The organism is Parundibacterium terreum (assembly GCF_014636315.1).
GTDB classification, from domain to species: domain Bacteria; phylum Pseudomonadota; class Gammaproteobacteria; order Burkholderiales; family Burkholderiaceae_D; genus Undibacterium; species Undibacterium terreum.
In genome coordinates, this window is record NZ_BMED01000007.1 from 1 (window position 1) to 25,704 (window position 25,704).

The following is a 25,704-nucleotide window of genomic DNA, read 5'->3' on the forward strand; positions in this document are numbered from 1 at the left end:
ACACGCTCCAGTTCAAGGACATCAACCCGGGTGACGTGACCCTGTTGCGCACGGAAGACCACCTCATTATTCAAGTCAACGGCACAACCGACAGTGTGTCTATATCGGGTTACTTTACCGGAGATGGTAATGGCAACGGCGACTGGAAATATAAGCTGGACCAGATCAAGTTTGCCGACGGCACGATCTGGGGATATAGCGATGTGATGCAGCAAATGGCCGGTGGAACAAACGGCGATGACAATTACATCGGCGACGAAGGCAATAACACCTATAACGGGCTAGGCGGAAATGACCAGATCCAAGGCCATGGCGGCGACGACATATTGAGCGGAGGCGACGGCAACGACTACCTATATGGACAGGAAGGTAATGACGTCCTCAACGGCGATGCTGGCGATGATTACCTCTATGGTGGCAACGGCAACGATCAATTGCTGGGTGGTGATGGCAATGATAGCCTGCAGGGTGATACGGGTGACGACATACTGGACGGTGGTGCCGGCAGGGACTCGCTGGATGGCGGCAATGGGGCGGACACTTACCTATTCGGCCGAGGCTCAGGTGCGGACACAATCAGCAACAGCTCGTACCGTGACAACGGTATCGACACACTCCAGTTCAAGGACATCAACCCGGGTGATGTGACTCTGTTGCGAACGGAAGACCATCTCGTCATTCAGGTCAACGGTACTGCCGACAGTGTATTTATTGGGGGTTACTTCATCGGAGATGGCAATGGCAACGGCGACTGGAAATACACGCTGGACCAAATCAAGTTTGCCGACGGTACGATATGGAATGTCGATAAAGTCAAAACTGAAGTAATCAAAGGCACTGCGGGAGCTGACAATCTGATCGGCTACGAAACGGCCGATACGCTGTCCGGCCTGGCGGGAAATGATCAAATCCAAGGCCATGGCGGCGACGATATATTGAGCGGAGGCGACGGCGACGACTACCTATATGGACAGGAAGGTAATGACGTCCTCAAGGGCGATGCTGGCGACGATTACCTCTATGGTGGTAACGGTAATGATCAATTGCTGGGTGGTGATGGCAATGATAGCCTGCAGGGTGATACGGGTGACGACATACTGGACGGTGGTGCCGGCAGGGACTCGCTGAGTGGTGGCAATGGATCGGATACGTACTTGTTCGGCAGAGGTTCAGGTGCGGACACTATCAGCAACAGCTCGTACCGTGACAACGGTATCGACACACTCCAGTTCAAGGACATCAACCCGGGTGACGTGACCCTGTTGCGTACGGAAGACCACCTCGTCATTCAGGTCAACGGTACGGCCGACAGCGTATTTATAGGGGGTTACTTCATCGGAGATGGCAATGGCAACGGCGACTGGAAATATAAGCTGGACCAGATCAAGTTTGCCGACGGCACGATCTGGGGATATAGCGATGTGATGCAGCAAATGGCCGGTGGGACAAATGGAAACGACAACTATATAGGTGACGATAATAAAAACGTCTATAGTGGCCTAGGTGGAAACGACACTATATCGGGTCACGGTGGCGACGATCAGTTGGATGGAGGCGACGGCAATGACCGCGTAATGGGCGACGATGGCAACGACATCGTGCAGGGCGGCGCCGGCGACGACTACCTGTATGGCGGCAATGGCAATGATCAACTGTTAGGCGGAGACGGTGATGACACCCTGGGTGGTGATGCAGGAGACGATACCCTCACCGGTGGTGCTGGTACGGATCGTTTATATGGTGGCTCGGGATCAGACACCTATGTTTTCGGGCGCGGCGCTGGCCACGACATTATCGATAACACGTCTTATAACGAGACCAACAAGGTCGATACCCTCTTGTTGGATGGCCTGAATCCTGGGGACGTAGTTTTCAGTCGAGGTGACAACACACTGTATATCAGCATCAAGGGCACAGCGGACTATGTAGAAGTGGGAGGCTATTTCACCGGCGACGGCACGGGTAATGGTCCATTCACTTATGCACTGGATCAAATCAAGTTTGCCGACGGCACAGTGTGGAATATTGATAAGGTCAAGACTGAAGTGCTCAAAGGTACAACTGCTGCCGATTATCTATTCGGTTACGAAACCAATGACACATTGGCTGGTCTAGCAGGCAACGACACTATATCGGGTCACGGTGGCGACGATCAGTTGGATGGAGGCGACGGCAATGACCGCGTAATGGGCGACGATGGCAACGACATCGTGCAGGGCGGCGCCGGCGACGACTACCTGTATGGCGGCAATGGCAATGATCAACTGTTAGGCGGAGACGGTGATGACACCCTGGGTGGTGATGCAGGAGACGATACCCTCACCGGTGGTGCTGGTACGGATCGTTTATATGGTGGCTCGGGATCAGACACCTATGTTTTCGGGCGCGGCGCTGGCCACGACATTATCGATAACACGTCTTATAACGAGACCAACAAGGTCGATACTCTCTTGTTGGATGGCCTGAATCCCGGGGACGTGGTTTTCAGTCGAGGTGACAACACACTGTATATCAGCATCAAGGGCACAGCGGACTATGTAGAAGTGGGAGGCTATTTCACCGGCGACGGCACTGGTAACGGTCCATTCACCTACGCCTTGGATCAAATCAAGTTTGCCAATGGAGCAATCTGGTCATATTCGGATGTGAAGCGAATGGTTTTGCAAGGTACATCTGGCAATGATCAATTGATCGGCACTGAAGCTGGCGGTTTGTTAAGTGGCCAGGCAGGAAACGATATTTTGACTGTAAGCAGTGGGAACAATCTTCTCCAAGGAGGAGCCGGAATTGATAAGCTCAACGGCGCAGCTGGAAATGATTTACTGATAGGCGGTAGCGGAGATGACACTATTGATCCAATGTCAGGTGCCGACGTCGTCGCTTTCAATCATGGCGATGGTCAAGACACTATAAAATCCTCTACTGGCAAGGACAATACAGTGTCTCTCGGAGGCGGCATCACTTATGCCGATCTGGCGTTCCAAAAATCAGGAAACGATCTCATTTTGACGACCGGATCAAACGAGCAAATGACGTTTAAAGATTGGTATGCTGATACCAACAACCACTCCGTTGCCAACTTGCAGATGGTGATAGACGGCACGAGTGAGTATGACGCAAGCTCGTCCAATGCGTTGAAGAACAAAAAGGTACAGGAATTTAATTTTGACGGCCTTGTATCAGCGTTCGACCAAGCTAGGGCTTCCAACCCGAACTTAAATAGTTGGTCTTTGTCGTCATCGATGTTGAATTTCTATCTGTCCGGTAGCGATACAGCAGTGATTGGCGGCGACTTGGCGTATCAATATGCGATGATGGGGAATCTATCGAGCATCTCAATGGGGCCGGCACAAACGATGCTGAGCAACGCGAGCTTTGGCGCTAGCCCACAGAATCTGCAAACCGCATCAAGTTTGCAAGATCAGTCGCCTCGTTTGAGCTGATAGATATTTGCACCGCATAACGCCTGCCTTCCGGAATAGAAGGTAGGCGTTTTTTTAGGGGGGGCTCTAATGCAATTCTGATTTTTCAAAGAAAATTAAACACGCTGACCCAATTGTCTAAACTACAAGATCTGAGAATTTTGTTCTGTGCGCTCCTCTGCGTGCGATCATCCCGAAATTAACCTTGGATTCCTTTCCTTATCGACTGGCTCAACGATGATGGAATTCATATCGTATCGGACATACGGCGCCCTTACAGCGCCTCTTTATCCACCTGCTCCAGATCGTCCCGATGTTCTGCCAAGAAATCGGTGCTGAACTTTGGAAAATTCATTGGTTCCCAGTCGGGTTAATTAATGTTCAGTCGGGTTAATTAATGGAAATGACACATACTCTGATACACCATCCTCGGATGCTCCCAAGATAGCGCAATGCGGTAATCATTGAGCACAAAGGTGGCGTAATCCCACCAGGTCAGCCGTTGGTCGTCGCCGTCATAGGCATGCCGGATGAGGATGCCCTGCTCGAATGGCGTACCGCGCTTGGTACGGTGGTACCGTTTGGCCGATAGGCGCAGACGTTCAATAGGAGCATGTTTCATAAGTGAAATACCGTCAGAACTGCGGGTTAGTGGGTGGCGAAGAGTTTCTCGGGATGGATCATCGGTGGTCGCCCCGCGCTATACTCACCCGCTCCAGGCTAAGCTGGCCCGGGGCCATAACGGAGATCCGAAGCACGTCGCCTTCTTCCCATCCAGCATAGGCGACCAAGTCGACCGGCAGTGGAAGGATACCGTCGCCGCTTCCATCCCGGGCATCCACGATTTGTCCGATAAACCGACGGCAAGGACCCGGGTCAGCCGATAGTGGCGACAGTTGTCGCAGTAAGGCTTGACGCAGGCTGTCCTCAAGGGCGTCCGGGCGCAACCAGGTCGCGCCAGCGGAAGCTGAATAGTCGGCCCAGGCCTGTACGATACGGCCCTTGCCCACGACGTAGCCGCCTCTCTCCAAACATTGGCGCATACGCTCGACGTCAGGGGCGTACTTTATGGCTAATTTCGATGGTGGCATGGTTGCCTCGCTTCCTGTCGATCAAAAATCCCCTGGATAACATCAGGCAGGACATTCACAATCGACGGGCTAACTCAATAAAAACAAATTCGATAATATAAAAATATTAATTGATCGATGCGGCTGCCGGATCAAACAGCGGCCGGCCCCAGTTCGACAATGAAATTGGGATCAAAGCGGTGATTTTCAGCGCCACTACCGGGAATCCAATATCCACGTGGATTGCATATCACGCGTGCGCGCCCACGTAGATAGTCGGAACGGTGATGCAAATGGCCATGTACCCAGAGATCGGCTTGTGCCACCAAGTCATCCAGCCGAGAGGCGTACGCGGCGGCTTGCGGATTCTGCCGATCTTGTGGCTCTATGCTTTCCAGGCACGGTGCCATATGAGTCGCTACTATCGTCTTGCCGGCGAAGGGTTCCGACAGCTTCCGTTGCAGCCAGGCTTTTTGTTCGGCATGGAAGCGGGCGGTATCGCTGGGGCGTATTGGACGGAATTTCTGGTTCTTGAGACGGATGCATTTGTAGTCAGGGCTGCCTTGCGCAACTTCCATCGCAATCTGCCTATCGGCTGGCTCGTCCGACATCAGTCTGAAGTTGGTCCACAGCGTGCAGCCAAGGAATCGATTGTCGCCCAGTAAAATCTCTTCCGTATCGAGAAAGTGCACATTGGCTGTTCGCTTGGCTGCTTCTGCCATCTCACCCAATACGGTTTCCAGGTTCGCATCGTAAAACTCGTGGTTGCCGGCGACATAGATCACGGGGATGCCACGGAAAGTGCGAGCTGCCCAGTTGATGCCCCGCGCACCTTTGTGGATGTCGCCGACCAGAAGAACCACGTCGGGTCTGCTAAGCGCTAGATCAAATGTCGGACCGTCATCTTCCCAGAGGTCTAGATGAAGGTCGGACAATACTAGTAGCCTCATAAGGAATCCGCTTCCCCAGACTGCCTGCTTGCCGGCACTTGATGCGTATTCGCCGATTCAGGGACCGGCCAGGAGAGCAAGCCGGCGATACGCTGGGTTATCCAGCGAGCCTCTTCCGGTGATGTCCAGTTCGTTTTAAGTAGCCGATCAAAATATTGATCCAGGATGTCGACTTCCGGCAGGTGGGCGCGCTTACCTGCTTTTGATTCAAGGCACTTTTCTTTCAGTTGCTGAGCCATATCTTCGCAAACGTCCCAACGCTCCCAGCGATCGCGCGGCGTCGATCCTTTTAAGTAGTATTTTCCTTTGTATTCAATCATCAATACTTTGGCTTGAAAGCCTCCAACGGTTCCCGAAGCTGGTGCTGGGATTGGAAAGTCGCTTGGCACACGGTCAACCCAGTCTGGATTCCACTCTTGTTGTTTATTTTCGGTAAATTCTGAACTCATACTGAAGACGCCCCATCTGAACAATCGAACGACGAAACTTTTCTATACCTTAGCTCCCGAACAGATCGCTCATGCTCTTTCGTGTTACTCAAATACGAACCAGACAGAACTTTCTCTATACGGCGATACAGCTGAAAAACATCGCCATCGACGTGAATATTTTTGTGAAAATTAGAGATGTTTGGCATGTTTGGGTAGCTGTATTTTTGAATAAAACACGAGCAAGTACTTCCGCGTGCTTGAGCCGGAGCCGATTATTGGTCGTTACACTTCTACGGTTAATATGGACTCGTGCGGGCCTGTCTTCTTTAGGTGGAGGTTTGATCTAGAGTCCGATAATTCTCGCCCGTCTTTGGCGACATATACAAAGATTGGTACATTGCCACGCTTAACTTTTACCTGACGAATTTCACTGATGTCGACCATTTGCCAGCCTGCAGACTTGGTCATCCAGTTAGGGCAAATCATGGAGACTTGAGTTAGCCTTTTGGCGTCATCCGAGAGCACTTCACGGCAGTAATGTACGAGCCGGTCCAGTTCCCAAAATAAGAATGTGTGACCCAATTGTGGCGACTCGTCACCTGCCGCATATCCTAACAAATAGTATGGTCGGTTAAAGTCCAAACTCATAGATTGCCACATCGGAGTTCCTAGCCAGGGAACGAGCGCGGAAAGGGGGCGTTGGTCAGTATTAAAAATATGCATTGGTATATGGAATCTCACCTAACAAAATTCGGGAGAGAAGAGATGGGTCGCTTTTATGCTTTTATAGATGTGATATGTTGATTTAAGAATAGACAGATTACATCCTTCTTGGAAAAAGGTAAAGAGTAGACCATATTTGTTGGCTTATAACCCGGCAAATCAGGTCGTGAAAAAAAGAAAACCCTCCGAATTGATTCCCCGCGTTGGAAAAAATGTTGCGGCTCAGCGTAAGATGCTTGGGCTAACCCAAGATCAATTTGCTGGCCTGGTTGATGTCGAGGTAGAGACTATTTCTCGAATTGAACGAGGCGCCACAGCCCCTTCATTAGCGCTATTAGAAGAAATAGCGGTGCAGTTGGAAATTCCGATTGCCGAATTGTTAGATTCGGGACCAGTTAAACGAATTTCAGAGGCCGAAATTGTTAGTAATCTGGTCGGAAAAATGAAGCCGAAAGACCGATCCTTTGTTGTAGATTTTGTCAGGCTTTTTTTTGAAAGAAGCCGATAACTTGCATGAAAATCTAAACAAAAACGGCCAATTTTCGTGATGAATTTTGGCGTAAATTGGCAGCATTCAATGAGTCAATGTGTCATCTTTAGGTCGGTATTAGCCGTCGACATTCCGTGGCGCAAGTTAGCCAGAGATGTTAAAAGTTGCCTATTGCGCCTCCAGGAAAAATCAATAAATTTCAATTTAATTCCCTAAGGAAATTTTTTGATTTATCTTTCTTTCATGCAATTAAATTGTTTTATGAAAGTCAAAAGCGGTTTAGCATGGCGCGAAACAGGATACGTATGTGCAGAGGAAAAGGCCGCAAATCGAGTTAACCAAAATCAGGCGTTGTTTGTCTACATGGGGGCTAAAGCGCCCCCATACCCCGCAACTTCTACTCGATTCAAAATTTGGGTAAAAAGTGCTTGACTACATTTAATACGTTTTTGGGGGAATTCAAAACGCGCATTCTGCAAAGCTGCCCTGACCCTGTCCTTGGATTCTTTCACCTCGGTCTCGGGGAGACCGACAATAGTAAAAGAAGGTAGGCCGTTTGCCAGATGCACTTCAACGGTGACTTCCGGCGCTTGCATGCCTGACAGCGCGCGGCTCTTCAAAACGGCTAGGCTCATAGAATGGCTATTGTTGAATTAATTGTAACTGTAACAATAGCAGAATAGAGCCCTGAGCGTCAAAGTGACTTAAGCCGGGTAGGCGATTTGTGAGATGGCGGCATCGGTCGGACTTCGGCGTTTTGCACTGGATGACCCTGTTGCGCAGCGTGCCCGCAACACGCAAGCGGGCAGCCTTCAGCCCATCAAGTCTTTCTTCTGTCTCCATACAGCATCGTGATATTGATGCGCCGGTTTTCGTAGCCTTCCTTGAAGTGGTAGTCGTCGGTACGATGGAACAGGTCAGAATTAAAGATGGCGACCCGGTTCTGTTTGTGAGGTATGACGACCGGATTGGCACCGGACTCTTGCAGGAATTTATCTATGCGCGGTGCATTTCCGTTGTAGTCGCTAAAGTCCCAATCCCGCGGAGCTTCCTTGTCCCACACGATCAGGCCGCCTCGTTCAGGATTCAGATTGGCCGAATCCGGTGTTATCCAGAAATTGACATTGACCGCGGCATAGTCGGCATGCACAGAAATGCCGGACATCTTGCTATCGTATTTGTAGCCCCACAAGCCGGTAAGCCTGCTGTCATCAAATATACCCGGCAAGGCCAGTCTCTGCTCTTCAGCAATTTGAGCCAGCAGAGGGCAACCGAAACCTTGTTCATCAACACAGCCCAGGTAACCGTTCGAATAGCGGTTCTCGAACCAGATGGTGGACTCAAGACAAAAACGCCGCAAGCTGGCCAGGGCTTCAGGCTTGAGAAAATTATCGATGAAAATGATGCCCGGCGCGTTGGTCACGTAGGCTGCCTCTATAGCGGCCCAATCCTGGTCCTGATTGAGTGCTCCGCCCGGAAGTGCAGGCGCATTGTAATGATTCAGCAAGCGGTTGTAATAGGGCGCCGCGATGGGTTTGATGTGTGCCGGGAACTCAGCCAGATGGCCTGTAAAGTAGGGCTGCATGGCTGTTTCCACCTGGTTTAGTGCCTGCAAAGCGGCTTTGACCGGCGGCCCTCCGATTTCTCGCTCCGCCAGGTAGGCAAGCTGCTCAACGTCATGCCGCAGCTTGCTGCGTGAAGTGCGGGTAAACTCCCCGTCCAGGATAAGCTCATCACCCAATTTATGCCGAGTGAACAGGGCGCGCTGAAAAGGTTCGAGAGCCTTGTAAGGATGGCCCAGCATTTTGTACAGGTTTCCAATGCTGTGGTTGGCTGCCCAAAGGGTGGGGTCAATTCTTACCGCTGCTTCAAAACTGGCTAAAGCCTTCTCATGCTCTCCCAGCATCTGCAAGCTCGCCCCCAGCAAGCTATGGGCATTGGCATTGCCGGGATTAAGTGCAGTAACTCGCTGCAATAGCTTCGCTGCGACGGCGAAATTCTTGTTGTGAAAATAAAGATTCGCCGCGACAAAATGCAGCTGGTCGGAGTCAGGATGCAGTTCCACTCCCGCCTGCAGCCAGTCCAGCGTTTCATTGAACCCTGAGCGTTTGACTTTTAACTCAAATGCCAGGTTCAGCACCATGCTGTCGCCTGGCGTTTGCCCTTGGCTGCCCTGGGATGCCTGTTCCAGATCATCTGGCTCATCTGTGTCCAGCGCTGAGGATGTCTTGCGTTGAAAGAGCTGTTTTAAAAGCCGCATGGGAGACCGTCGCTTGCAAGTGAGTAAGCTGACGATTATAGAGCCTTGTTCCCGGATTTGCTATGTTTCGCCGACCCAGGTTTGGCCTGAAAACTTGGGAAAATCCGTCGTCAAGTGCGGTGAGCTTGCATTGCAATCCCATGCTTGTTTTAAGATAAAGCCTCAGCCTAGCTTGATCTGGCTGTCGTCTATCCCTACCAGCTTGATCGCAGCGCTGGTATCGGTCGGGGTAATTGCAGCGGCGATCGCCATGCCGCCGGTAATGGCGGCTTCAGGTGTCAGGAAATTCAGGCCCCAGGCTACTGCCACCTGGTCTGCCACGGCGATCTTGTTGTCCAGCAGGTCGGCTACCCATCCCAGGCTGGGATCCCCTTTATAGGTATGGGCTGCATTCAGGATGGTGCTGACCAGCGATCCGTGGCTAGTCCCGTTGCCCAGCTCATGCAGCCAGTAGCTTAGGCCATCGGCGTCCGGGCCGTCGTTGCGTCCCAAGACGTTCTTGTACACCAGGGTGATGAAGTCGGTATCGGTCTGGCTGGACGAAAAACCGGTCTGCACCGGAAACTGCTGTGCGGCGCTAAAGAAGGAATTGCCTATCTGGCTGATCGATAGCCCGGCCTTGTATTGATGGATCCAGTAATCCAGTCCGTCGGCATCCGGCACGCGATTGAAGAAGGCCACATACAGCTCTTCAATTGCATGGAGCTGGCCGCTGCTGATACTGCGCGCGTCGGCCTGTACGCTGAGGTTGAGGATGTGGTCGCTAAATTGCAGGCGCTCCACCTGGCTCAGGCTATCGCTGCCATCGCGCGCCGCGACTTTGTCCTGCACTGTCAAACTGTTGGCATTGCCTGAGATGTTGTAGTCGCTCAGCTTGCCGGAATATATTGCGGTATCAGTACCGTCTCCGCCGTTGATGATGTCATTGCCGCCACCACCGGTAATCTTGTCGTCACCGCCGCCGCCCTTGAGATTGTCGTTGCCGCTTGTACCGACGATAGTGGTGTTGTTCACTGTGCTAAAACTCAAGGTGCTGCCGGCGGCGAGGCTGTTGCCGGCCAGGTCCTTGACCGCGCCGCTATTGATCGTCACGTTATAGGTGGTGCCTAGACTCAGATCGGCACTGGGGTCGATTTTTAAGCTATTGCCCGATACCGACACATTTGGGCTGGTCGCTATATCGTAAGTTGCTACCGGTGCGCCAGCCGCGGTAGTGATGACGATAGTGCCGCTGCCTTTGGCTATCGCCTCGCTGAAATTAATCAGTATGTCTTTGTCCGTTGGAACATTGACCGCGCTCGTCGCCGGATCAAAACCGGTAACGGTAGGCGCGACCAAATCAAAGAATTTGGTCAAATCCATCGTGACCGTGCCATTTGAAAATACCAGCTTTTCGACGTTGTACAAGGTCAGGTGGGCCTGGTCGCTCGCGCCTGAGATAGTGTCGACATGGATGGCGCCATCGGCTGACTGGTTATATTCAAAGCTGCCCTGCGTTGCCAGCCCCATGATCACAGTGTCGATACCGCCTAATCCGTCTATGGTCGCGGTCAGTCCGCCGGTAAAGCTCCAGATGTCGTTGCCTGCGGTGCCTATAAGATTAGCCATGATCTTTGCCTCTAGTAAGTAGTTAAATCAAATACCTAAATTCTGTAGAAAAAATTACCGCGATTCTGAATGCGAGTCGGAGTGCATCCTGCCTTCGTTATCTATTGCCAGATAGCGCATGCCGGTGCTTTCCAGATAGGCCAGGCCATCCGTTTCTTTCAGCATCGCTATCGTGGTGCAATTACCTGCCACTACAGCCAAGGGCGCCAGTACGCTGACCGAGCGCCAGTGCGATACCGGCTGCCCGCTACGCGGATTGAGCACATGGCAGTAACGCTGGCCGTTTACCTCGAAATAGCGCTCATAGTCGCCGCTGGTTGCCAGGCCGCCCGCAAGCATGGGTATCGTCGCCGTCAGTGCGCCCTTCTTGCGCGGGTCCTGTATGCCCATCATCCAGGCTTGCCCGTCCGGTTTGGGGCCGATCACCCGGATATCTCCGCCCAGGTTGACGTAGCCATGCTGCACACCCTGATGCGATATCAGCGATGCTGCGCGGTCGCTCGCATACTCTTTTCCAAAGCCGCCGAAATCGATTTCCATGCCGGCTTTCGGGAGCTGTATCCGTTGCTCTTCCAGCCTGACACCGCCCCAGCCTATCAATTCTAGGACCTGCTCCAAATCCTGCCCTGCAGGTATCTGCGGCACTTTAAAATTCCATACGCGACGCAATACGCCGGAAGTAATATCAAACAACCCGTCACTCACCTGATACAGGCTGTCGGCATACTTCAGCAGCGACCAGGTTTCATCATCGCAGGTGACCGCTTCACGGCCCGCCGCCGCATTGATGCACGAGACGATGCTGTCCTCACGGTAGCGTGAATATTTCGTTTCAATACGCTGCACCTCTGCTATCGCCTTTTGGGCGATGGCATGCGCATCGTCCTTGCTCTGCATCGCAATCACGACTTCGCAATGGCAGGCCATGGCGCGGAAGGGAATCTTGTAAATTTCCATATGTGGTCGTTATGTGAAGTGCCCGGGTATCCCTTCCTGCAACGCTCAAAACTGCCGCGCCAGGCCGAGCTGTATGCTGCGGGCATGGAAGTCCTGCAGGCCAGGGCTGCCATTGCCGAAAATCTGCAGCGACGCTTTCTGCGTATATTGTTCAAGCTTCAGGTCTATCGTCCATTTATCGCCCAGTTGTTTGGCCACCTTCAGGCCCTAGGTCAATGCACCAAAGTTGGCAAGGCGCTGGTCTTCCGAATGAAAAACAGCATCCGGCGGCGGACTTGGCGCGAACGGCAGTATCGACGGATCGGCATCGATATAAAACCGCGCCTTGGTTTGCGTGTACAGGCGCAGGAATGGGGTGATTGTCCAGCCGCCGGGCAGTTCCTGCACATATTCATTGTTGAAAGTGTGCGAATGGATGCTCCAGTTATCGCTGTAGTAGCGATAGCTGATGCGCAAGATGCCCCTGGTCGAATTCAGGTAATGGTTCCAGCGTGCGAGCAAGGTAGTGCTATCGCGCGAGCGCGGGCGGCTATCCAGGAACTTGTACGGATCGCTGAAGTAGCCGTTGCCGTCTGAATAACCGAGCGTGAATTGCACGATATCGTCAGGCGTCAGGATCTGCGTGACGCCCAGCAGGAAATCTGCGGTACGTTTATGTTCATGGCTGACGATATGGTTGTTTGGGTTGATGTCGTCATTGTTCACGCCGAAACCGGCAGTCCATGTCGTGTTTTTATCTTCGCTGGACAGGCTGCCTTGCGCCGACAAGCCGCGCGACAGGTAATCCGATTCGCCGGAGATATTGACGCCGATATTGATGCTGCCTCGCTGGAAGTAGCGTGTTACATCCACGTCGCCGGCACGGCGGAAGTCCTTCAGCTTGGTGATTGCCGAGGTATGAAATGCGGGTGATGCACCTGAAATGCTGTCGGTGACGACGCTGCCCCCGATTGCCCACTCCTCCGCGATGGGGGCAATCACCTGCAGCGCAGTCGCTTTCACACGGATGCGGTCTATGCCGGGCTGGTAATCCTGGTAGTCCAGATGTTTCAGGCTGATCAAGCCGTTTTCGGGCGCGGTTTCCGCATGGACTTGCGCAGAAAGCGGCAAAGCCAGTGCGGCGGCCATTAAAGCTGCGCCAACCGGACGTATAGCGCTTTCCTCGGCCTCCACTTCGACCGTGATACGGTTTTCTGAGGTGAGCTTGGAATATCTTTTCATGGGTTTGAGCATGGGTAGACTCATCTTCTCAGTTGCAACCACAGCCGCCACCGCCGACACCCGCGCCTTTGGCGGCGGCTTCACGGCTGCTATAGATGTGCTCGCTAAACTTGCTGGCCAGCGCATCGCTACCCTCTATTGTCATGTCCGGGCGCGCCAGATTTCCTCTTTGCCAGGCTTGTACTGTCGACAGGCTGCTGCACGCGCTGCTGCAGGCTGCCAAGATGGTCAGCAGCAGCAGGCGGCCACTATTCTTAAAAGCTGGACGCTTCATTGTTTGTCTCCAAAGAGGGAACTCAGGATTTTTTCCGAACGGCTGCGCGTGCGTTCATTGAATCCCTGATGCTCTACCAGTACTTTTCCATCGCTACCTATGATCAGGCTGGTCGGCATGGCCTTGACTTTGTACTGGCTGGCCACCGTCCCCTGAGGGTCCAGCGCGATATCGAAACGGGCCGGTACTTTTTCCAGGAATTTTTTCCATTCCTCGGCATTGGTATCCACATTGACGGCAATGACCTTGAAACCCTGCGGGCCGTATTTGGCCTGTAAATCATTCATCCATGGGAAGGATTGCTTGCAGGGGCCGCACCATGAAGCCCAAAAATCCAGATACACCACCTTGCCTTTGAAATCGCTCAACTGCAGGGGATGCGCGATACCCTGCAAGCTGAAATCTGGCGCCAGGCTGCCGGTTTCTACCGCGAATGCGAGGTTTGCCTGCAACGCGACAATGCCGGCGCATAGCAAGGCCAGCGCCGGCCGGAATGGAGGGAGGGGTGCTTTTAAAGATATAAGGCCGTGTTCATGCTTTCTATTTTTATTCTTCATTAGTCACCTGTAGACGGTCGTTTCAACGCAATGCCAGCGCTGTTTATAAATGAGTTCTAAGCGTTAATACCGGCCAGTCTCATCCCGGTTCAAACCAGGTGGTGTTATTTGGAAATTTTTTTTAAGCGAATGATTTTTGCCGAAGAGCAGCATTGATGCCGGACGCTAGAGAGCATTACCTGGCTGGAGAATGGAGGAATGTTGTTTTCGTGATATCTGCAGGCTGAATTCTAGCCATGCGAACCAGAACATGTCGCCGCTGAGCCTGGCCTGTCCCAACCTGTCCAACTGCGAACAATGGGGAAATTAAGCCTGGTACAGTATCCGGGCTATCTGCTCCCTGAGCTCAGGCAGCAATTCCGCCTGAAACCAGGGATTGCGCTTGAGCCAGATGTTATTGCGCGGGCTGGGATGGGGGAGGGGAATAATCGCCGGGCCATGCTCGCGCCAGGCCTGCACCAGTTCGGTCAATGTCGCTTTGTTGCCCGGCAGATGATAGGCCTGCGCATACTGGCCTATTACCAGGGTCAGTTCGATATTGGGCAACAGGGATAGCGCCTTTGCGCGCCAGGTGGCTGCGCATTCTGGCCGTGGCGGCAGGTCGCCGGACTTGCCGGTGCCGGGATAGCAAAAGCCCATCGGCAATATGGCAACGATGGCGGGGTCGTAGAAAATCTCTTTCGACATGCCCAGCCAGTCGCGTAGGCGTTCGCCGCTGGCATCGTCAAACGGTGTGCCTGTAGCGTGCACTTTTCGTCCCGGTGCCTGGCCGGCGATCAGGATGCGGGCCGTGCTGCCCATCTGCACCACGGGCCGCGGCCCCAGCGGAAGATGCTCGGCACACAGCGTGCAGGCGCGTATCTCGGTCAGCAGACGGTCAAGCTTGTGCATGGGGAATTACGAAGAAAGGAGGCAGAGCGGCAAACCTATGTCGTACAAACCGCGCTCTGCCTATTACTGCTGTATCTGAGTGCAGGCTCTCTTATTTCAGAGCAACCACGCCGCAGGCCAGCCGTTTGCCGGAATTACCGGTAGGCTGGGTCACGTAGTCGTCCGGGTCTGCATGCACGATCAGGCCTTTGCCTATCACGCTGTTCGGCGCGTCTTTTGCCAGCGTGATCTGGCTAGCGGGGATGCTGAGTTGCAGCACGGCTTTGCCATTCGCATCTGCCGTCAGATTGCCGAAGTCGCCGCCATGGTGTTCCGCATGGGCCGGGTCGCCGTGCGGCTTGCTTGATGGATTGAAGTGGCCGCCTGCGCTGGTGCCATCCGAGGCGCTGCAGTCGCCTTTCTCATGGATATGAAAACCGTGCAGGCCGGGCGTCAGGCCCTCTAAGCGCGCTTCCACCTGTATCGCATCGCCTTGCTGCACAAAGCTGACAGTACCGCTGACGGTATTGCCCTGGGTCGGCTTCATGATTGCTTCTGCCTTGGGCGCAGAGCTGGATAAGCCTGCGCAGCCTGCGATCGCTGCAGCGCTTACAAGTGCAATGGGGATCAATTTCATACTGGTTCTCCTGTGGTGGTTATTCGCAACAGCCTGTTACTGATACTGCTTGCCAGTCCTGATTCAAGAGGAAATCGGGCTGATGCAAAAAGAATACATCGCGTCGGCACCGAAAAAAGCTTGGCGTTAGAATTTTATCGCCATCTGTCAAAACAACCTGCAATTCCGGCTCAAGAAACGGGCCTGCAGTCGCCATCCACCGTGAATGATAAGCATGTTATCCGATTGGTGATAAGGCGGTTGATGATAATTGATTTTTAAAACCGGTGTTGCCAGAACTATTAACAGTCCCGTGGCTAGCTCAGGGGAAGCACTCTTTGTTTTGCCATTATAGCGAATGGCTATCGGCGTAGTTGGCGCAATCAAATTCACTCGAAAACGCTTGCTGGGTAACATGATGTTCCATCGGGAAATATTTATGGCTACTGAGAGCCAGGCAAGTCATGTTGACGGCAAGTGCCGTACATGCAGGAGTATCTGAATGAATATGAGCACAAGCACAGACACCATCATGCAAGAAAATTCTGAAGCCGAGAGGCTGGCAGCCTTGCATGAACTCGGAATACTGGATACCAATACCTCGGAATATTTTGACTCCATTACCCGGCTGGCGGTGACCCTGTTCGGCATGAGTGCATCATACGTATCCCTGGTCGATCGCGACCGGCAATGGCTGAAATCCAATGTTGGAATTTGCCCGCACGATGGCAAACTGGGAGAGTCTTTTTGCGCGCATGCCATCAATGCGAGCAAGGTGATGGTGGTGGAAGATACCTTGCTGGATGAGCGCTTCAGGCACAATGAAATGGTGACCGGCCCCGCCGGGACGCGCTTTTATGCAGGGGCGCCAATGCTGACCCGCGAGGGTGATGCAATAGGTGCCTTATGCGTGACGGATACCAAGCCGCGGCGGCTGGATGAGGAGCAATTGGCCAAGCTGCAGAGCCTGGCATCGCTGGCGATGTCGCACGTGTCGCTACGCCGCACGGTGGGCCATGTAGATGCAGTCAGTGGCATGCCGAACAAATATCAGCTGGAAGAAGATCTGGTTGCATTGCAGACAGAGGCCGCCGGACAGCGGCGCGTGCTGGTGTACCTGGATATGCCGGATGCCGCCACTGCATTTGAGATCGCGTCGGTATTGGGCCCCGCCGTCTATGACGAGCTGATACGCAGCGTTTCGCTCAGGCTGAGAAGGCTGTTTATCGGTAAGGCCCGTGTCTACCATGTGACCGATGCCAGGTTTGCGATCTTGTCCAGCGATGCCGATACGGCCGGCTTTGTCCGCTTCGTGTACGGGCTGGAACCGGCTTTGCATGAGCCTGTGCACAGCCGGGAGGTGCCATTGAACTTGCCTGGCTTTGGCGGCATCGTCGAGTTTGATGTCGATGCGCACAGTGCGCTAGAGGCTCCGCGCAAGGCCTTGTCTGCGGTGAACCAGGCCTTGCTGCTGCAGCAACGCTGGTCCGTCTACAGCATAGTGGAAGATAGCAGCCACCAGCGCTCGTTCAGGTTACTCAATGACGTGCATGATGCAATCCGCGATGATGGCCTGCACCTGGTTTACCAGCCCAAGCATGATCTGCACAATGACAGCTGCGCCTCGGCTGAAGCATTATTGCGCTGGACCCACCCTGAATTGGGGCCTATCTCGCCGGCGGAATTCATACCGCTGATAGAAAAAACGGCACTGATAAAGCCGCTGACCGACTGGGTCATACGGACTGCATTCCGGCAAGCCGGCGCCTGGCACGCGGCCGGCCACAAAATAAAGATAGCGATCAATCTCTCTGCGCACAATTTTGAAGAGGAAGATATCTGCGAGCGCCTGGAGGCGGCCAGCAAGGAAGCCGGGCTGGAGCCGCAGTATATAGAGATAGAATGCACCGAAGGCATATGGATGGAAAGTCCGCAGATCATCCAGACGCTGGAGGCGATACGCGCACTGGGCATGGGCCTGGCGCTGGACGACTTCGGCACCGGTTACAGCAATTTCTCTTATCTGCAAAAGGTGCCTGCCAGCGTAGTCAAGCTTGATCAATCCCTGATACGCAATGTGCACACCAGCCTGCGCGACCAGCGCATAGTCCGCTCCCTGATCGCGCTGGCGAAAGAGCTGGATTACCATGTAGTCGCTGAGGGAGTGGAAACGGCCGACTCATTGGCCATGATACGCAGCTGGGGCTGTGATGTAGCGCAGGGCTACCATTTTTCGCGTCCGCTGCTTGCTGAGGAGTTTTTACGGCATGTGCAGAAATTTACCGGCACGCTGGCTGCCATTTCGCCCATGCCGGCGGAAAAAGGCAGCCTACATCCGGTCTTCGGCCCGTTGCTCAGGAGTGTTGCAGGTTAAAGCGGCCATGCACTTAAGCCCCACGCTGCGAGCTGCAGACAGCTGCCGCAAGCGCCGCGCGACGGTAACAAGTGTTTATTTGTCCAGTTTGGCTTCCAGTGCCGCCACCCGTTCTTCCAAAGCTTCGAGTTTGGCGCGGGTCTTGGCTAATACCTGTGCCTGGATGTCGAATTCTTCGCGGGTGACCAGATCCAGCTTGGCGAAGCCCTGGCTCATCATGGCCTTGACGTTCTTTTCTATGTCCTTGGCGGGAGAGTTTTCCAGAACCTGATTGATCTTGGCCTGCATGTCATTAAAGAAATTTTGCTTGTCCATGGGAATCCTTTGTTGTGGCTAATACTTAATTTGCACGATCTTGGTGCGGGCTTTGGCGCTGACACCCAATTTCCTTGCGTCAATCTGGTGCGGCACACTGATATGTGGCGTTTTATCCCGCTGGCCGCGTCATTTTTTACTGCTTGATATTCTCCGCGCATTTCTAGAATCATAACGCATGCAGCACGGAATAGCAGGCTAACAAGAAATGCCATCCGTAATCTTCCTGCTATCTATCGGCTATTTGCCAAATTAAATTTTGCAAATGCAGGGCTTGGCACGACTTCTGCTAATACCAGCCTGAAGTATATCAATTCGGGCAATGGGATATTAACTAGAAGAGGGAAGCGTTATGAAGAAACTGATACTTGTAGCAGCCATTTCTGCAGCCTTCATCAGCAGTTTTGCGCATGCGGAAGATGCAAAACCAGAAGAAGCAAAGCCGGACAATGAAGTAAGTTTCAATATTGGTATCGCGAGCGAATACCGTTATCGCGGTATCACGCAATCACGTTTTGACCCGGCAGTGCAGGGCGGCGCCGACTACACCCACAATCCTACCGGTTTCTACGCAGGTACCTGGTTGTCCAGCATCAAGTGGACCAAGGATGCCGGCGGCAGCGGCGATGTGGAATGGGATCTGTATGCCGGTAAGCGCGGCGAGCTTGCCAAGGACCTCGGCTATGACGTCGGCGTACTGAGCTATGTCTATCCTTCCAACGGCCTGGGCAAGGTGCCCGGTTTTGCCAATGCCGATACAACTGAAGTCTATGCCCAGCTTTCTTACGGTATCGCTTACATCAAGTATTCCTACTCGCTGACCAACCTGTTCGGCTTTGTCGATAGCAAAAACAGCAGCTATCTGGACATCGGCGCCAATTTCGATATGGGTAACGGCTATACGGTTGGTACGCACATCGGTAACCAGGTCATCAAGAACAATCCTATCGCCAGCTACTGGGATTACAAGATCGGCGTCAGCAAGGAGTTCTTCGGCGTCGGCTTCAATTTGTCCGCGATCGGCACCAATGCCGAAAGGTCTGCGTATGTCAGTCCGCAAGGCAAGTTTACCGGCAAAAGTTCGATTGTCCTGACAGCCGTGAAAACATTTTAAGTCCTGAGGTTTTTAACAATTCGAGGCCAGCATGAAACTGATTACTGCAATTATCAAACCCTTCAAGCTTGATGAGGTACGCGAGGCCCTTTCCACCATCGGTGTGCAAGGCATCACTGTCACTGAGGTGAAGGGATTCGGACGCCAGAAGGGACATACCGAGCTGTATCGCGGTGCCGAGTACGTGGTCGACTTCCTTCCCAAGACCAAGATCGAGGCCGCAGTGGATGATGCGATCGTCGATCGCGCCATCGAGGCGATAGAAACTGCTGCCCGCACCGGAAAAATCGGCGACGGCAAAATATTTGTCTATGACCTACAACAAGTCGTGCGTATCCGTACCGGTGAAACCGGCAACGACGCGTTATAACCGACACTCAGGGAGAACACATGAATAAGATGTTGAGTAACGTACTGGCCGCGTGCGCGCTGCTGGTGTCCATAGGCCTTGCGCCTTCCGTGATGGCGGCCGATGATGCAGCAGCCAGTGCAGCTTCCGCACCTGCGGCATCGGCTCCGGCACCTGCCGCGGCCTCCGCTGCAGCAAGCGCAGCTGCTCCAGCCCCGGTTGCTGCAGCAGCAGCGTCCGCACCAGCGGCGGCAGCAGATCCGGCGGCCGCTTCTGCAGCCGCACCTGCGCCAACGCCAAACAAGGGCGACACGGCCTGGATGATGGTATCGACGATGCTGGTTATCCTGATGACGATTCCTGGCCTGGCACTGTTCTACGGCGGCTTGGTACGTTCGAAGAACATGCTGTCCATCCTGATGCAGGTCTTCATGATCTTCGCAGTGATCATCGTTCTGTGGTGCATCTACGGCTATTCGCTGGCATTTACCGAGGGTGGCAAGTTCATCGGTTCCTTCGATCGCGCTTTCCTTAAAGGCATCTGGGATCCGGTCAAGGCGACTTTCTCTACTGCGGCAACCTTCAGCAAGGGTGTTGTGATACCTGAATTTACTTTCGTCGCCTTCCAGGCTACGTTTGCAGCGATCACTTGCGGCCTGATCATCGGTGCTTTTGCAGAACGCGCCAAGTTCACGGCAGTACTGTTGTTCGTCGTACTGTGGTTCACTTTCAGCTACCTGCCTATCGCTCACATGGTCTGGTTCTGGCCTGGCCCTGACGGTATCAAGGATGCAGCAACACTGGCATCTGAAACTGCAAAAGGCGGCTTCCTGTGGCAAAAAGGCGCGCTGGACTTCGCCGGCGGCACAGTAGTACATATCAATGCTGCGGTGGCTGGCCTGGTTGGCGCTTACCTGATCGGCAAACGCGTAGGCTACGGTAAAGAATCGATGGCTCCGCACTCGCTGACAATGACAATGATCGGCGCTTCGCTGTTGTGGGTGGGCTGGTTCGGTTTCAACGCAGGCTCCGCGCTGGAAGCTGGCGACGTTGCTGCCCTGGCTTTCGTCAACACGTTGTTGGCAACTGCTGCGGCAACCGTATCCTGGGTCTTCGGTGAGTGGATGTCCAAAGGCAAGCCTTCTATGCTGGGTGGCGCCTCCGGTGCTGTTGCCGGCCTGGTAGCAATTACTCCTGCTTGCGGTTTCGTCGGCCCTATGGGCGCACTGATCATCGGCTTGCTGGCAGGTCTCATCTGCTTGTGGGGCGTGAATGGCCTGAAACGCCTGCTCGGCGCGGATGACTCCCTGGACGTGTTCGGCGTGCATGGCGTGGGCGGTATCCTGGGTGCTTTGCTGACTGGTGTATTCGCTGCACCATCACTCGGCGGCCAAGGCATTTTCGACTATGTCAGCAACAAGATGTCCGCTGATCCATACTCGATCATGGATCAGGTTATTACACAGGCAACCGGCGTGGGCGTCACCATTGTCTGGTCCGGTGTGGTTTCCCTGATTGCCTACAAACTGGTTGATCTGGTCATCGGTCTGCGCGTACCTGAAGATGAAGAACGCGAAGGCCTGGATATCACCAGCCACGGTGAATCGGCATACCACGCATAAGTTTGTTTCTTCAAAGCTAGTATCCTCAGTGCATGTTTAGAGCGCATGCCACTGATTTGACAGGCACCTCCTCAGGAGGTGCCTTTTTTTTTGTGCTAAGTGATGAGGAATGCTTTCAGTTGCCAGCCCTCACGCTCAACTGCATCTGCCATTGAATGGGAATGAAATATGGGGCGTCAACAAGATGAGGGAAGACGAGGGTGGGCTTGTGCAGGCCGGGTTGAGCCCGGCTTTTTCCTTTAACGTCGGGGCAAGGTGTTAGCTCAAAAATAAAAAGGGCTATCTGTCGATAGCCCTTTGCTACAGCACTACCGCATACTGCCGGTAGCTATTGCCTGGATTATTTCTTGGCCAGCAGCCACAGTCTCGCCAGGTCGGCAGCACCGTCCGTACCCTGGATGGTGTTGAAGATTTCTTCCGCTTTGGCGCGGTTGCCGGACTGCAGGTAGGCTACGCCCAGGCGCAATTTGGCATCATCCGCATTTTTCAGGCCGCCCTTGGCGATACCTTGTTCCATCATAGGAATGCCTTTGTCGAACTGGCCGTACACAGTGTAGTTGTAGCCGATATTCAGCAGGCCGGTACCGGTCTTGGCTTTCTGGGCCTGGGCTTCGCCATCGCTCAAGGATTTTGCGTCATCGGCAGCTTGCTTGGTGACCTGATCGCGCAGTTGCTTATGCCTTGCCGCATCCTTGCCTGTGCCCAGTACATTGTCTGCATAGCCCTTGTCGATGACTTTTTTCGCTTCGCCAGGGATACCAGCCTGTTGCAGCAACTGCACCATTTCTACAAAACGGCCGGCTTCATTCAGGTTGTCCACCGCAAATTCCAGACGGTATTCATCCAGGCGCAAACGATCGGTAAAGCCAGGACGGGTTTCTGTCTGATACAGCAGGTCAGCCCAGTAATCCTTGCTCGGGTATTCTTTTACCAGGCGCTCCAGCACTCTCCTGTAGCCGTTCTTGTCTTTCAACTGCTGATAGGCACTGGCTTGCAGGCGCAGTGTTTCTTGTGTGGTCGGACGGCCGGCGGCATCGTCGGACTTGATGATTTCATCGATCTGCTTGGCCGCACCGGCGAAGTCGTCTTGCAGGTACAGGATGCGTGCCAGCAGGTTGTAGATTTGCGGGTTGGTCTTGTCCAAGGCGATATAGCGCTCTGCCCAGATCTTAGCGTTTGGATAGTCTTTGGAGTTGAAGAAGGTCGACGCCATGCCATCGGTGAACTTCAGCACGTCGGCATTGGCCAGGCGTTTGCTGGCGATCATGTTTTCGAACGATTTTGCCAGCAAGGCATTGTCATTGCTGCCCGAACCGATGATTGCGTTGGTGCGGTCTATCATGAAAAGCTCGCCGGGCGTTTTGTTCGGAACTGCGTCCGTCAGTTTTACCTTGGCCAGTGCTTCTGCAAATTCTTTCTTGTTGATCAGCTCTTGCGCTTCGCTCAGCGGCTTGGCGATTTCCATGCGTATCGTTTCAGGTTTCGCATCTGCTGCAGCGGCTTGCTGCGCATAGGCTGTCGATGTGGCGAAAGGGAGAGCAGACGTGCCCAGCGCGACCAGCAGCGCGGCAGCGGCAATAGTGGAATTTTTTTTCATGAAAACTTGCATAGATAAATGGAAGTAATGTGCCTGTCGTCCAGTGGCCGGCAGGGCGGGTTTATATTCAACCGAATATGTTGTAGTGGCTGGGTGTTGCTAAAAAAACACTGCGCCCCTGATACTTCGGCATTATATATGACAGCCGCCCGGCTGACACCACACCGGGCGGATGGAATGTAACGAGGCGTTACCGGGACTTATCTCACTCCTGCTGATGAAATGAATGCCTGGCCTTAGTCAATTGTCCGAAATCAATCGTTGATGAACTGCTCGTTGCCTATCATGCCTATCTTGGTCACGCCCAGGCGCTGCGCTGCCGCCATCACTGCCGCCACCGACTTGTAAGCTACCAGTTTGTTGGGCTTCAGATGCACTTCCGGCTGATCCGGTTGCGCCGCTACTTCACGCAGCTTGGCTTCCAGTTCGCTGCGGCCGCCGCTCAGGGCAACGCCGTTCCACAGTACTGTGCCGTCAAAGTCCACGTCTATCGTGATCACCGTTGGCTCCGTCAGCGGTTTGGCTGGCGAACTGGTTGGCATGTTCAGATTGACTGCGTGGTTTTGAATCGGGATGGTGATGATCAGCATGATGATCAGCACCAGCATCACGTCAATCAATGGCGTCATGTTCATTTCTATCATTACATCGGGTTCGGCCGAACTTCCTGAGCCTACGTTCATTCCCATGGGAACTCCTTTTATCAAATTTTCCTTGTCTCTCGCCGGAAACAGGGCCTTCTACACTAGCCCCCGCGCGGCGGCGGTTCTATGACAAAGGCGACTTTGGCTATCCCTGCGCGCTGTGCTGTCAGGATTACCTTGCCGACATACTTATACTGGGCGTTCTGGTCGCCGCGTATATGCAATTCCGGCTGCGGTACCATGACGGCGATTTTTTTCAGCTTTTCCAGCAATGCCGGAGTATCCGGCACCAGGGCTTCGTTCCAGAACATCTGGCCTTCCTTGTCGATGGCCAGGTTGATATTTTCCGGCTTGGTCTTGTACGGCTGATTCATCTCAGCCGGCAGCTTGACCGGCACCGTGTGTGTGACGACGGGAATGGTGATCAGGAAGATGATCAGCAGTACCAACATCACGTCAACCAGCGGCGTGGTGTTGATGGTGCTGTTGACTTCGTCTTCGCCGTCGCCGTCATTGCCGATTGCCATTGCCATGATTTACCCCACGCGTTTGATATTGGCCTGGCCTACACCAGGCGTAACTGTGCTCATTGCGCCGGACAGCAAGACCGAATGCAGATCCGCACCGAAAGTGCGTACATCTTCCATCGCTGTCTTGTTACGGCGTACCAGGAAATTGTAGCCCAATACGGCTGGTACCGCGACACCAAGACCGATCGCGGTCATGATCAGCGCTTCACCCACTGGACCTGCTACCTTGTCGATCGATGCCTGGCCTGCTACACCAATCGCCGTCAACGCATTGTAAATACCCCACACTGTACCGAACAGACCGACGAACGGTGCTGTAGAACCGACGGTCGCCAGGAAAGCCAGGCCGTCTTGCAGGCGGCTTTGTACCTTTTCCATGGAGCGCTGTATCGACATGGAGACCCAGGAATTCAAGTCTATCTGTTCCAGCAAGGCGCCTTCGTGGTGTTCTGAAGCCTTGGTGGCACTTTCGGCGATGAAGCGGAAAGGGCTGCCTTCCTTCAAGCTGTTGACCCCAGCTTGCACGGAGGGTGCTTTCCAGAATTTGTTTTTTGCCTCTTTGGATTGACCACTCATCTTGATCGAATCAACAAATTTAGTGATCAGGATGTACCAGCTACCCATGGACATGATGGCCATGATGATCAATGTGGAGCGCGCTACGAAGTCGCCGCCTTTCCACAAGGCATCAAGGCCATATGGATTTTCCACCGTTTCCTTTACCACGGCAGGCGCCGGTGCAGCGATGTCGGTGGGAGCCGAGACCGGTGCTGCGGCATCAGCCGCAGGAGTTGAAGCGGCAGCGGCGGGTGCAGGTGTAGTTACGGCACCATCGGGAGTCGTCGCACTGGCAGCTGGCGGTGCGTCCGCCGCGGGGGTTTGCGCGAATACGGCTGGACTGGCGATGGCCGCGGCAAGCAGGCCGGCAGCGAGCAGGGAGGAATATGTAGTTTTCATAATGGGTATCCTTAAGCTATTAATGATAGTACCTATGGCGTAAAGTAAAAGCCCGGCACTTATTTATTGTCGAGTGACCAGACATACTGCATCTTGGTCCAGAACTGCTCGGGTTTGCCGTCTACTGTGCCCGGAACAAATTTGCATAGGGCCAGGCCGGCGCGGGCAGCATTGTCCAGGTTACGATAACCGCTGGATTTTTCAATTTTGGAATCGATCACCTTGCCGTCGACGCCGACCAGGAAAGATAGGCTGACGGTACCGGTTTCTTCATTTCTCAGAGATGCGACTGGATAAGGCGGTTTGGCGCATGCGCGCGAATCCACCACAGCTGCTATCCTTACTGGCCCGGTGGCCTGGGAGTCGGTATTGGCAGGTGCTGTCGAAACGCTGGTTGCGACAGGTTCAGCCGTGGCAACGCTGATAGTGTCTTGCTGTACCGGTGTCTGTACCTGCACTTCCGGCGGTGGGATGAAAGGCTGCGGCGCGGCCATTTGTGGAGGCGGCGGCGTATCTGGCACTGCAGGCGGTGGGGGTGGTTGTTGCACCTCTTCTACCAGTTGCACATTTAAAGGTTCCTGGATGACCTGGATAATTTTATGGCCTAGTCCGTGCAGCAAGCCGTACACCAGTACTGCGTGAAATAGGATGACTAATACCACGCCGGTGAATTTTTTGGCCGGCATTCCCCTGTCGTCTATGGTGAAATCCATCATGCTCTCCTTTTCTAGGTAGATGCAGGACAGTATTCAG

At 53.7% G+C, this 25,704-nt stretch carries 24 protein-coding genes and 1 pseudogene; 6 read left to right on the plus strand and 19 right to left on the minus strand.

The features are described 5' to 3' along the window. Nucleotides 1-35 precede the first annotated feature (35 nt). Nucleotides 36-3,443 carry a calcium-binding protein gene (locus tag IEW12_RS25130; protein ID WP_229751344.1) on the plus strand — a complete coding sequence of 1,136 codons (3,408 nt, stop codon included), beginning with the start codon at nt 36-38 and terminating at the stop codon, nt 3,441-3,443. A gap of 373 nt (nt 3,444-3,816) precedes the next feature. Here IEW12_RS25130 and IEW12_RS25135 read toward each other — a convergent pair whose 3' ends face one another. The 3 genes from IEW12_RS25135 to IEW12_RS25145 form a co-directional block, all read right to left on the minus strand. Further along, entirely contained in the window at nt 3,817-4,044 is a 228-nt protein-coding gene (locus IEW12_RS25135; protein ID WP_188568905.1) for a hypothetical protein, read from the minus strand. 600 nt (nt 4,045-4,644) lie between these two features. Then, nucleotides 4,645-5,442: a metallophosphoesterase gene (locus tag IEW12_RS25140; protein WP_188568906.1), complete on the minus strand. Its 798-nt coding sequence runs from the start codon at nt 5,440-5,442 to the stop codon at nt 4,645-4,647. Further along, complete coding sequence (locus tag IEW12_RS25145; protein WP_188568907.1) at nt 5,439-5,891, minus strand: hypothetical protein; 453 nt, start codon at nt 5,889-5,891, stop codon at nt 5,439-5,441. Before IEW12_RS25145 ends, IEW12_RS25140 begins: the two co-directional genes overlap by 4 nt. Nucleotides 5,892-6,732: 841 nt before the next feature. Between IEW12_RS25145 and IEW12_RS25150 the strand changes: the two genes are divergently transcribed. Then, complete coding sequence (locus tag IEW12_RS25150) at nt 6,733-7,104, plus strand: helix-turn-helix domain-containing protein (RefSeq protein ID WP_188568908.1); 372 nt, start codon at nt 6,733-6,735, stop codon at nt 7,102-7,104. Between the two features lie 407 nt (nt 7,105-7,511). Here IEW12_RS25150 and IEW12_RS25155 read toward each other — a convergent pair. The 10 genes and pseudogenes from IEW12_RS25155 to IEW12_RS25195 all read right to left on the minus strand — a co-directional run. Next, nucleotides 7,512-7,721, minus strand: a pseudogene (locus IEW12_RS25155) (magnesium chelatase domain-containing protein); the annotation flags it as partial. A gap of 185 nt (nt 7,722-7,906) precedes the next feature. After that, a complete protein-coding gene (locus tag IEW12_RS25160; RefSeq protein ID WP_188568910.1) occupies nt 7,907-9,346 on the minus strand; it encodes a tetratricopeptide repeat protein in 1,440 nt (479 codons plus the stop codon). 162 nt (nt 9,347-9,508) lie between these two features. Beyond that, a complete protein-coding gene (locus IEW12_RS25165; protein ID WP_188568911.1) occupies nt 9,509-10,954 on the minus strand; it encodes an Ig-like domain-containing protein in 1,446 nt (481 codons plus the stop codon). 54 nt (nt 10,955-11,008) lie between these two features. Next, nucleotides 11,009-11,911, minus strand: coding sequence for an FAD:protein FMN transferase (locus IEW12_RS25170; RefSeq protein WP_188568912.1), 903 nt, complete (start codon nt 11,909-11,911; stop codon nt 11,009-11,011). 45 nt (nt 11,912-11,956) lie between these two features. Beyond that, nucleotides 11,957-12,109, minus strand: a complete 153-nt coding sequence (locus tag IEW12_RS28965; RefSeq protein ID WP_229751345.1) for a hypothetical protein — start codon at nt 12,107-12,109, stop codon at nt 11,957-11,959. A gap of 9 nt (nt 12,110-12,118) precedes the next feature. Further along, the gene (locus IEW12_RS25175; protein ID WP_229751346.1) at nt 12,119-13,144 is read right to left on the minus strand and encodes a DUF3570 domain-containing protein; all 1,026 of its coding nucleotides are present in this window, start codon (nt 13,142-13,144) and stop codon (nt 12,119-12,121) included. 16 nt (nt 13,145-13,160) lie between these two features. After that, the gene (locus IEW12_RS25180; protein ID WP_188568913.1) at nt 13,161-13,406 is read right to left on the minus strand and encodes a DUF4266 domain-containing protein; all 246 of its coding nucleotides are present in this window, start codon (nt 13,404-13,406) and stop codon (nt 13,161-13,163) included. Further along, nucleotides 13,403-13,963, minus strand: a complete 561-nt coding sequence (locus IEW12_RS25185) for a TlpA family protein disulfide reductase (RefSeq protein ID WP_188568914.1) — start codon at nt 13,961-13,963, stop codon at nt 13,403-13,405. The genes IEW12_RS25180 and IEW12_RS25185 overlap by 4 nt, the downstream gene beginning before the upstream one ends. A gap of 306 nt (nt 13,964-14,269) precedes the next feature. Continuing rightward, nucleotides 14,270-14,854 (minus strand): uracil-DNA glycosylase family protein, encoded by a 585-nt coding sequence (locus IEW12_RS25190; RefSeq protein WP_188568915.1) that lies wholly within the window; start codon nt 14,852-14,854, stop codon nt 14,270-14,272. A gap of 91 nt (nt 14,855-14,945) precedes the next feature. Then, nucleotides 14,946-15,470 (minus strand): superoxide dismutase family protein, encoded by a 525-nt coding sequence (locus IEW12_RS25195; protein WP_188568916.1) that lies wholly within the window; start codon nt 15,468-15,470, stop codon nt 14,946-14,948. Nucleotides 15,471-15,951: 481 nt separating this feature from the next. Between IEW12_RS25195 and IEW12_RS25200 the strand changes: the two genes are divergently transcribed. Then, the gene (locus IEW12_RS25200) at nt 15,952-17,823 is read left to right on the plus strand and encodes a sensor domain-containing phosphodiesterase (protein WP_229751347.1); all 1,872 of its coding nucleotides are present in this window, start codon (nt 15,952-15,954) and stop codon (nt 17,821-17,823) included. Nucleotides 17,824-17,898: 75 nt separating this feature from the next. On the opposite strand, the gene IEW12_RS25205 is transcribed toward IEW12_RS25200, so the two are convergent. After that, nucleotides 17,899-18,138, minus strand: a complete 240-nt coding sequence (locus tag IEW12_RS25205; RefSeq protein ID WP_188568917.1) for an accessory factor UbiK family protein — start codon at nt 18,136-18,138, stop codon at nt 17,899-17,901. Between the two features lie 352 nt (nt 18,139-18,490). Here IEW12_RS25205 and IEW12_RS25210 point away from each other — a divergent pair, with 352 nt between their 5' ends. From IEW12_RS25210 to IEW12_RS25220, 3 genes are read left to right on the plus strand one after another with little or no spacing between them, the layout of a single operon-like run. Continuing rightward, nucleotides 18,491-19,252, plus strand: coding sequence for a TorF family putative porin (locus tag IEW12_RS25210; protein ID WP_188568918.1), 762 nt, complete (start codon nt 18,491-18,493; stop codon nt 19,250-19,252). Nucleotides 19,253-19,283: 31 nt separating this feature from the next. Continuing rightward, nucleotides 19,284-19,622, plus strand: a complete 339-nt coding sequence (locus IEW12_RS25215) for a P-II family nitrogen regulator (RefSeq protein WP_110254759.1) — start codon at nt 19,284-19,286, stop codon at nt 19,620-19,622. Nucleotides 19,623-19,642: 20 nt separating this feature from the next. Continuing rightward, nucleotides 19,643-21,223, plus strand: coding sequence for an ammonium transporter (locus IEW12_RS25220; protein ID WP_188568919.1), 1,581 nt, complete (start codon nt 19,643-19,645; stop codon nt 21,221-21,223). Between the two features lie 340 nt (nt 21,224-21,563). Here IEW12_RS25220 and IEW12_RS25225 read toward each other — a convergent pair whose 3' ends face one another. The 5 genes from IEW12_RS25225 to IEW12_RS25245 all read right to left on the minus strand — a co-directional run bounded on the left by IEW12_RS25225 (nt 21,564) and on the right by IEW12_RS25245 (nt 25,667). Then, complete coding sequence (locus IEW12_RS25225) at nt 21,564-22,820, minus strand: tetratricopeptide repeat protein (RefSeq protein WP_188568920.1); 1,257 nt, start codon at nt 22,818-22,820, stop codon at nt 21,564-21,566. A 254-nt stretch (nt 22,821-23,074) separates the two neighbouring features. Continuing rightward, nucleotides 23,075-23,509 carry an ExbD/TolR family protein gene (locus IEW12_RS25230; protein ID WP_188568921.1) on the minus strand — a complete coding sequence of 145 codons (435 nt, stop codon included), beginning with the start codon at nt 23,507-23,509 and terminating at the stop codon, nt 23,075-23,077. 56 nt (nt 23,510-23,565) lie between these two features. Continuing rightward, nucleotides 23,566-23,997, minus strand: coding sequence for an ExbD/TolR family protein (locus IEW12_RS25235; RefSeq protein WP_188568922.1), 432 nt, complete (start codon nt 23,995-23,997; stop codon nt 23,566-23,568). 3 nt (nt 23,998-24,000) lie between these two features. Beyond that, entirely contained in the window at nt 24,001-24,951 is a 951-nt protein-coding gene (locus IEW12_RS25240; RefSeq protein WP_188568923.1) for a MotA/TolQ/ExbB proton channel family protein, read from the minus strand. 59 nt (nt 24,952-25,010) lie between these two features. Next, on the minus strand, nt 25,011-25,667 hold the full coding sequence (locus tag IEW12_RS25245) for an energy transducer TonB (RefSeq protein WP_308789160.1): 657 nt from the start codon (nt 25,665-25,667) through the stop codon (nt 25,011-25,013). Between the last annotated feature and the right edge of the window lie 37 nt (nt 25,668-25,704).

Coding starts and splice junctions, on each gene's coding strand:
- IEW12_RS25240 (WP_188568923.1), bottom strand. CDS start 24,951: ATGAAAACTACATATTCCTCCCTGCTCGCTGCCGGCCTGCTTGCCGCG.
- IEW12_RS25220 (WP_188568919.1), top strand. CDS start 19,643: ATGAATAAGATGTTGAGTAACGTACTGGCCGCGTGCGCGCTGCTGGTG.
- IEW12_RS25185 (WP_188568914.1), bottom strand. CDS start 13,963: ATGAAGAATAAAAATAGAAAGCATGAACACGGCCTTATATCTTTAAAA.
- IEW12_RS25175 (WP_229751346.1), bottom strand. CDS start 13,144: ATGCTCAAACCCATGAAAAGATATTCCAAGCTCACCTCAGAAAACCGT.
- IEW12_RS25140 (WP_188568906.1), bottom strand. CDS start 5,442: ATGAGGCTACTAGTATTGTCCGACCTTCATCTAGACCTCTGGGAAGAT.
- IEW12_RS25165 (WP_188568911.1), bottom strand. CDS start 10,954: ATGGCTAATCTTATAGGCACCGCAGGCAACGACATCTGGAGCTTTACC.
- IEW12_RS25210 (WP_188568918.1), top strand. CDS start 18,491: ATGAAGAAACTGATACTTGTAGCAGCCATTTCTGCAGCCTTCATCAGC.
- IEW12_RS25190 (WP_188568915.1), bottom strand. CDS start 14,854: ATGCACAAGCTTGACCGTCTGCTGACCGAGATACGCGCCTGCACGCTG.
- IEW12_RS25195 (WP_188568916.1), bottom strand. CDS start 15,470: ATGAAATTGATCCCCATTGCACTTGTAAGCGCTGCAGCGATCGCAGGC.
- IEW12_RS25205 (WP_188568917.1), bottom strand. CDS start 18,138: ATGGACAAGCAAAATTTCTTTAATGACATGCAGGCCAAGATCAATCAG.
- IEW12_RS25160 (WP_188568910.1), bottom strand. CDS start 9,346: ATGCGGCTTTTAAAACAGCTCTTTCAACGCAAGACATCCTCAGCGCTG.
- IEW12_RS25225 (WP_188568920.1), bottom strand. CDS start 22,820: ATGAAAAAAAATTCCACTATTGCCGCTGCCGCGCTGCTGGTCGCGCTG.
- IEW12_RS25235 (WP_188568922.1), bottom strand. CDS start 23,997: ATGGCAATGGCAATCGGCAATGACGGCGACGGCGAAGACGAAGTCAAC.
- IEW12_RS25135 (WP_188568905.1), bottom strand. CDS start 4,044: ATGAAACATGCTCCTATTGAACGTCTGCGCCTATCGGCCAAACGGTAC.
- IEW12_RS25245 (WP_308789160.1), bottom strand. CDS start 25,667: ATGATGGATTTCACCATAGACGACAGGGGAATGCCGGCCAAAAAATTC.
- IEW12_RS25145 (WP_188568907.1), bottom strand. CDS start 5,891: ATGAGTTCAGAATTTACCGAAAATAAACAACAAGAGTGGAATCCAGAC.
- IEW12_RS25170 (WP_188568912.1), bottom strand. CDS start 11,911: ATGGAAATTTACAAGATTCCCTTCCGCGCCATGGCCTGCCATTGCGAA.
- IEW12_RS25230 (WP_188568921.1), bottom strand. CDS start 23,509: ATGGGAATGAACGTAGGCTCAGGAAGTTCGGCCGAACCCGATGTAATG.
- IEW12_RS25180 (WP_188568913.1), bottom strand. CDS start 13,406: ATGAAGCGTCCAGCTTTTAAGAATAGTGGCCGCCTGCTGCTGCTGACC.
- IEW12_RS25200 (WP_229751347.1), top strand. CDS start 15,952: ATGAATATGAGCACAAGCACAGACACCATCATGCAAGAAAATTCTGAA.
- IEW12_RS25215 (WP_110254759.1), top strand. CDS start 19,284: ATGAAACTGATTACTGCAATTATCAAACCCTTCAAGCTTGATGAGGTA.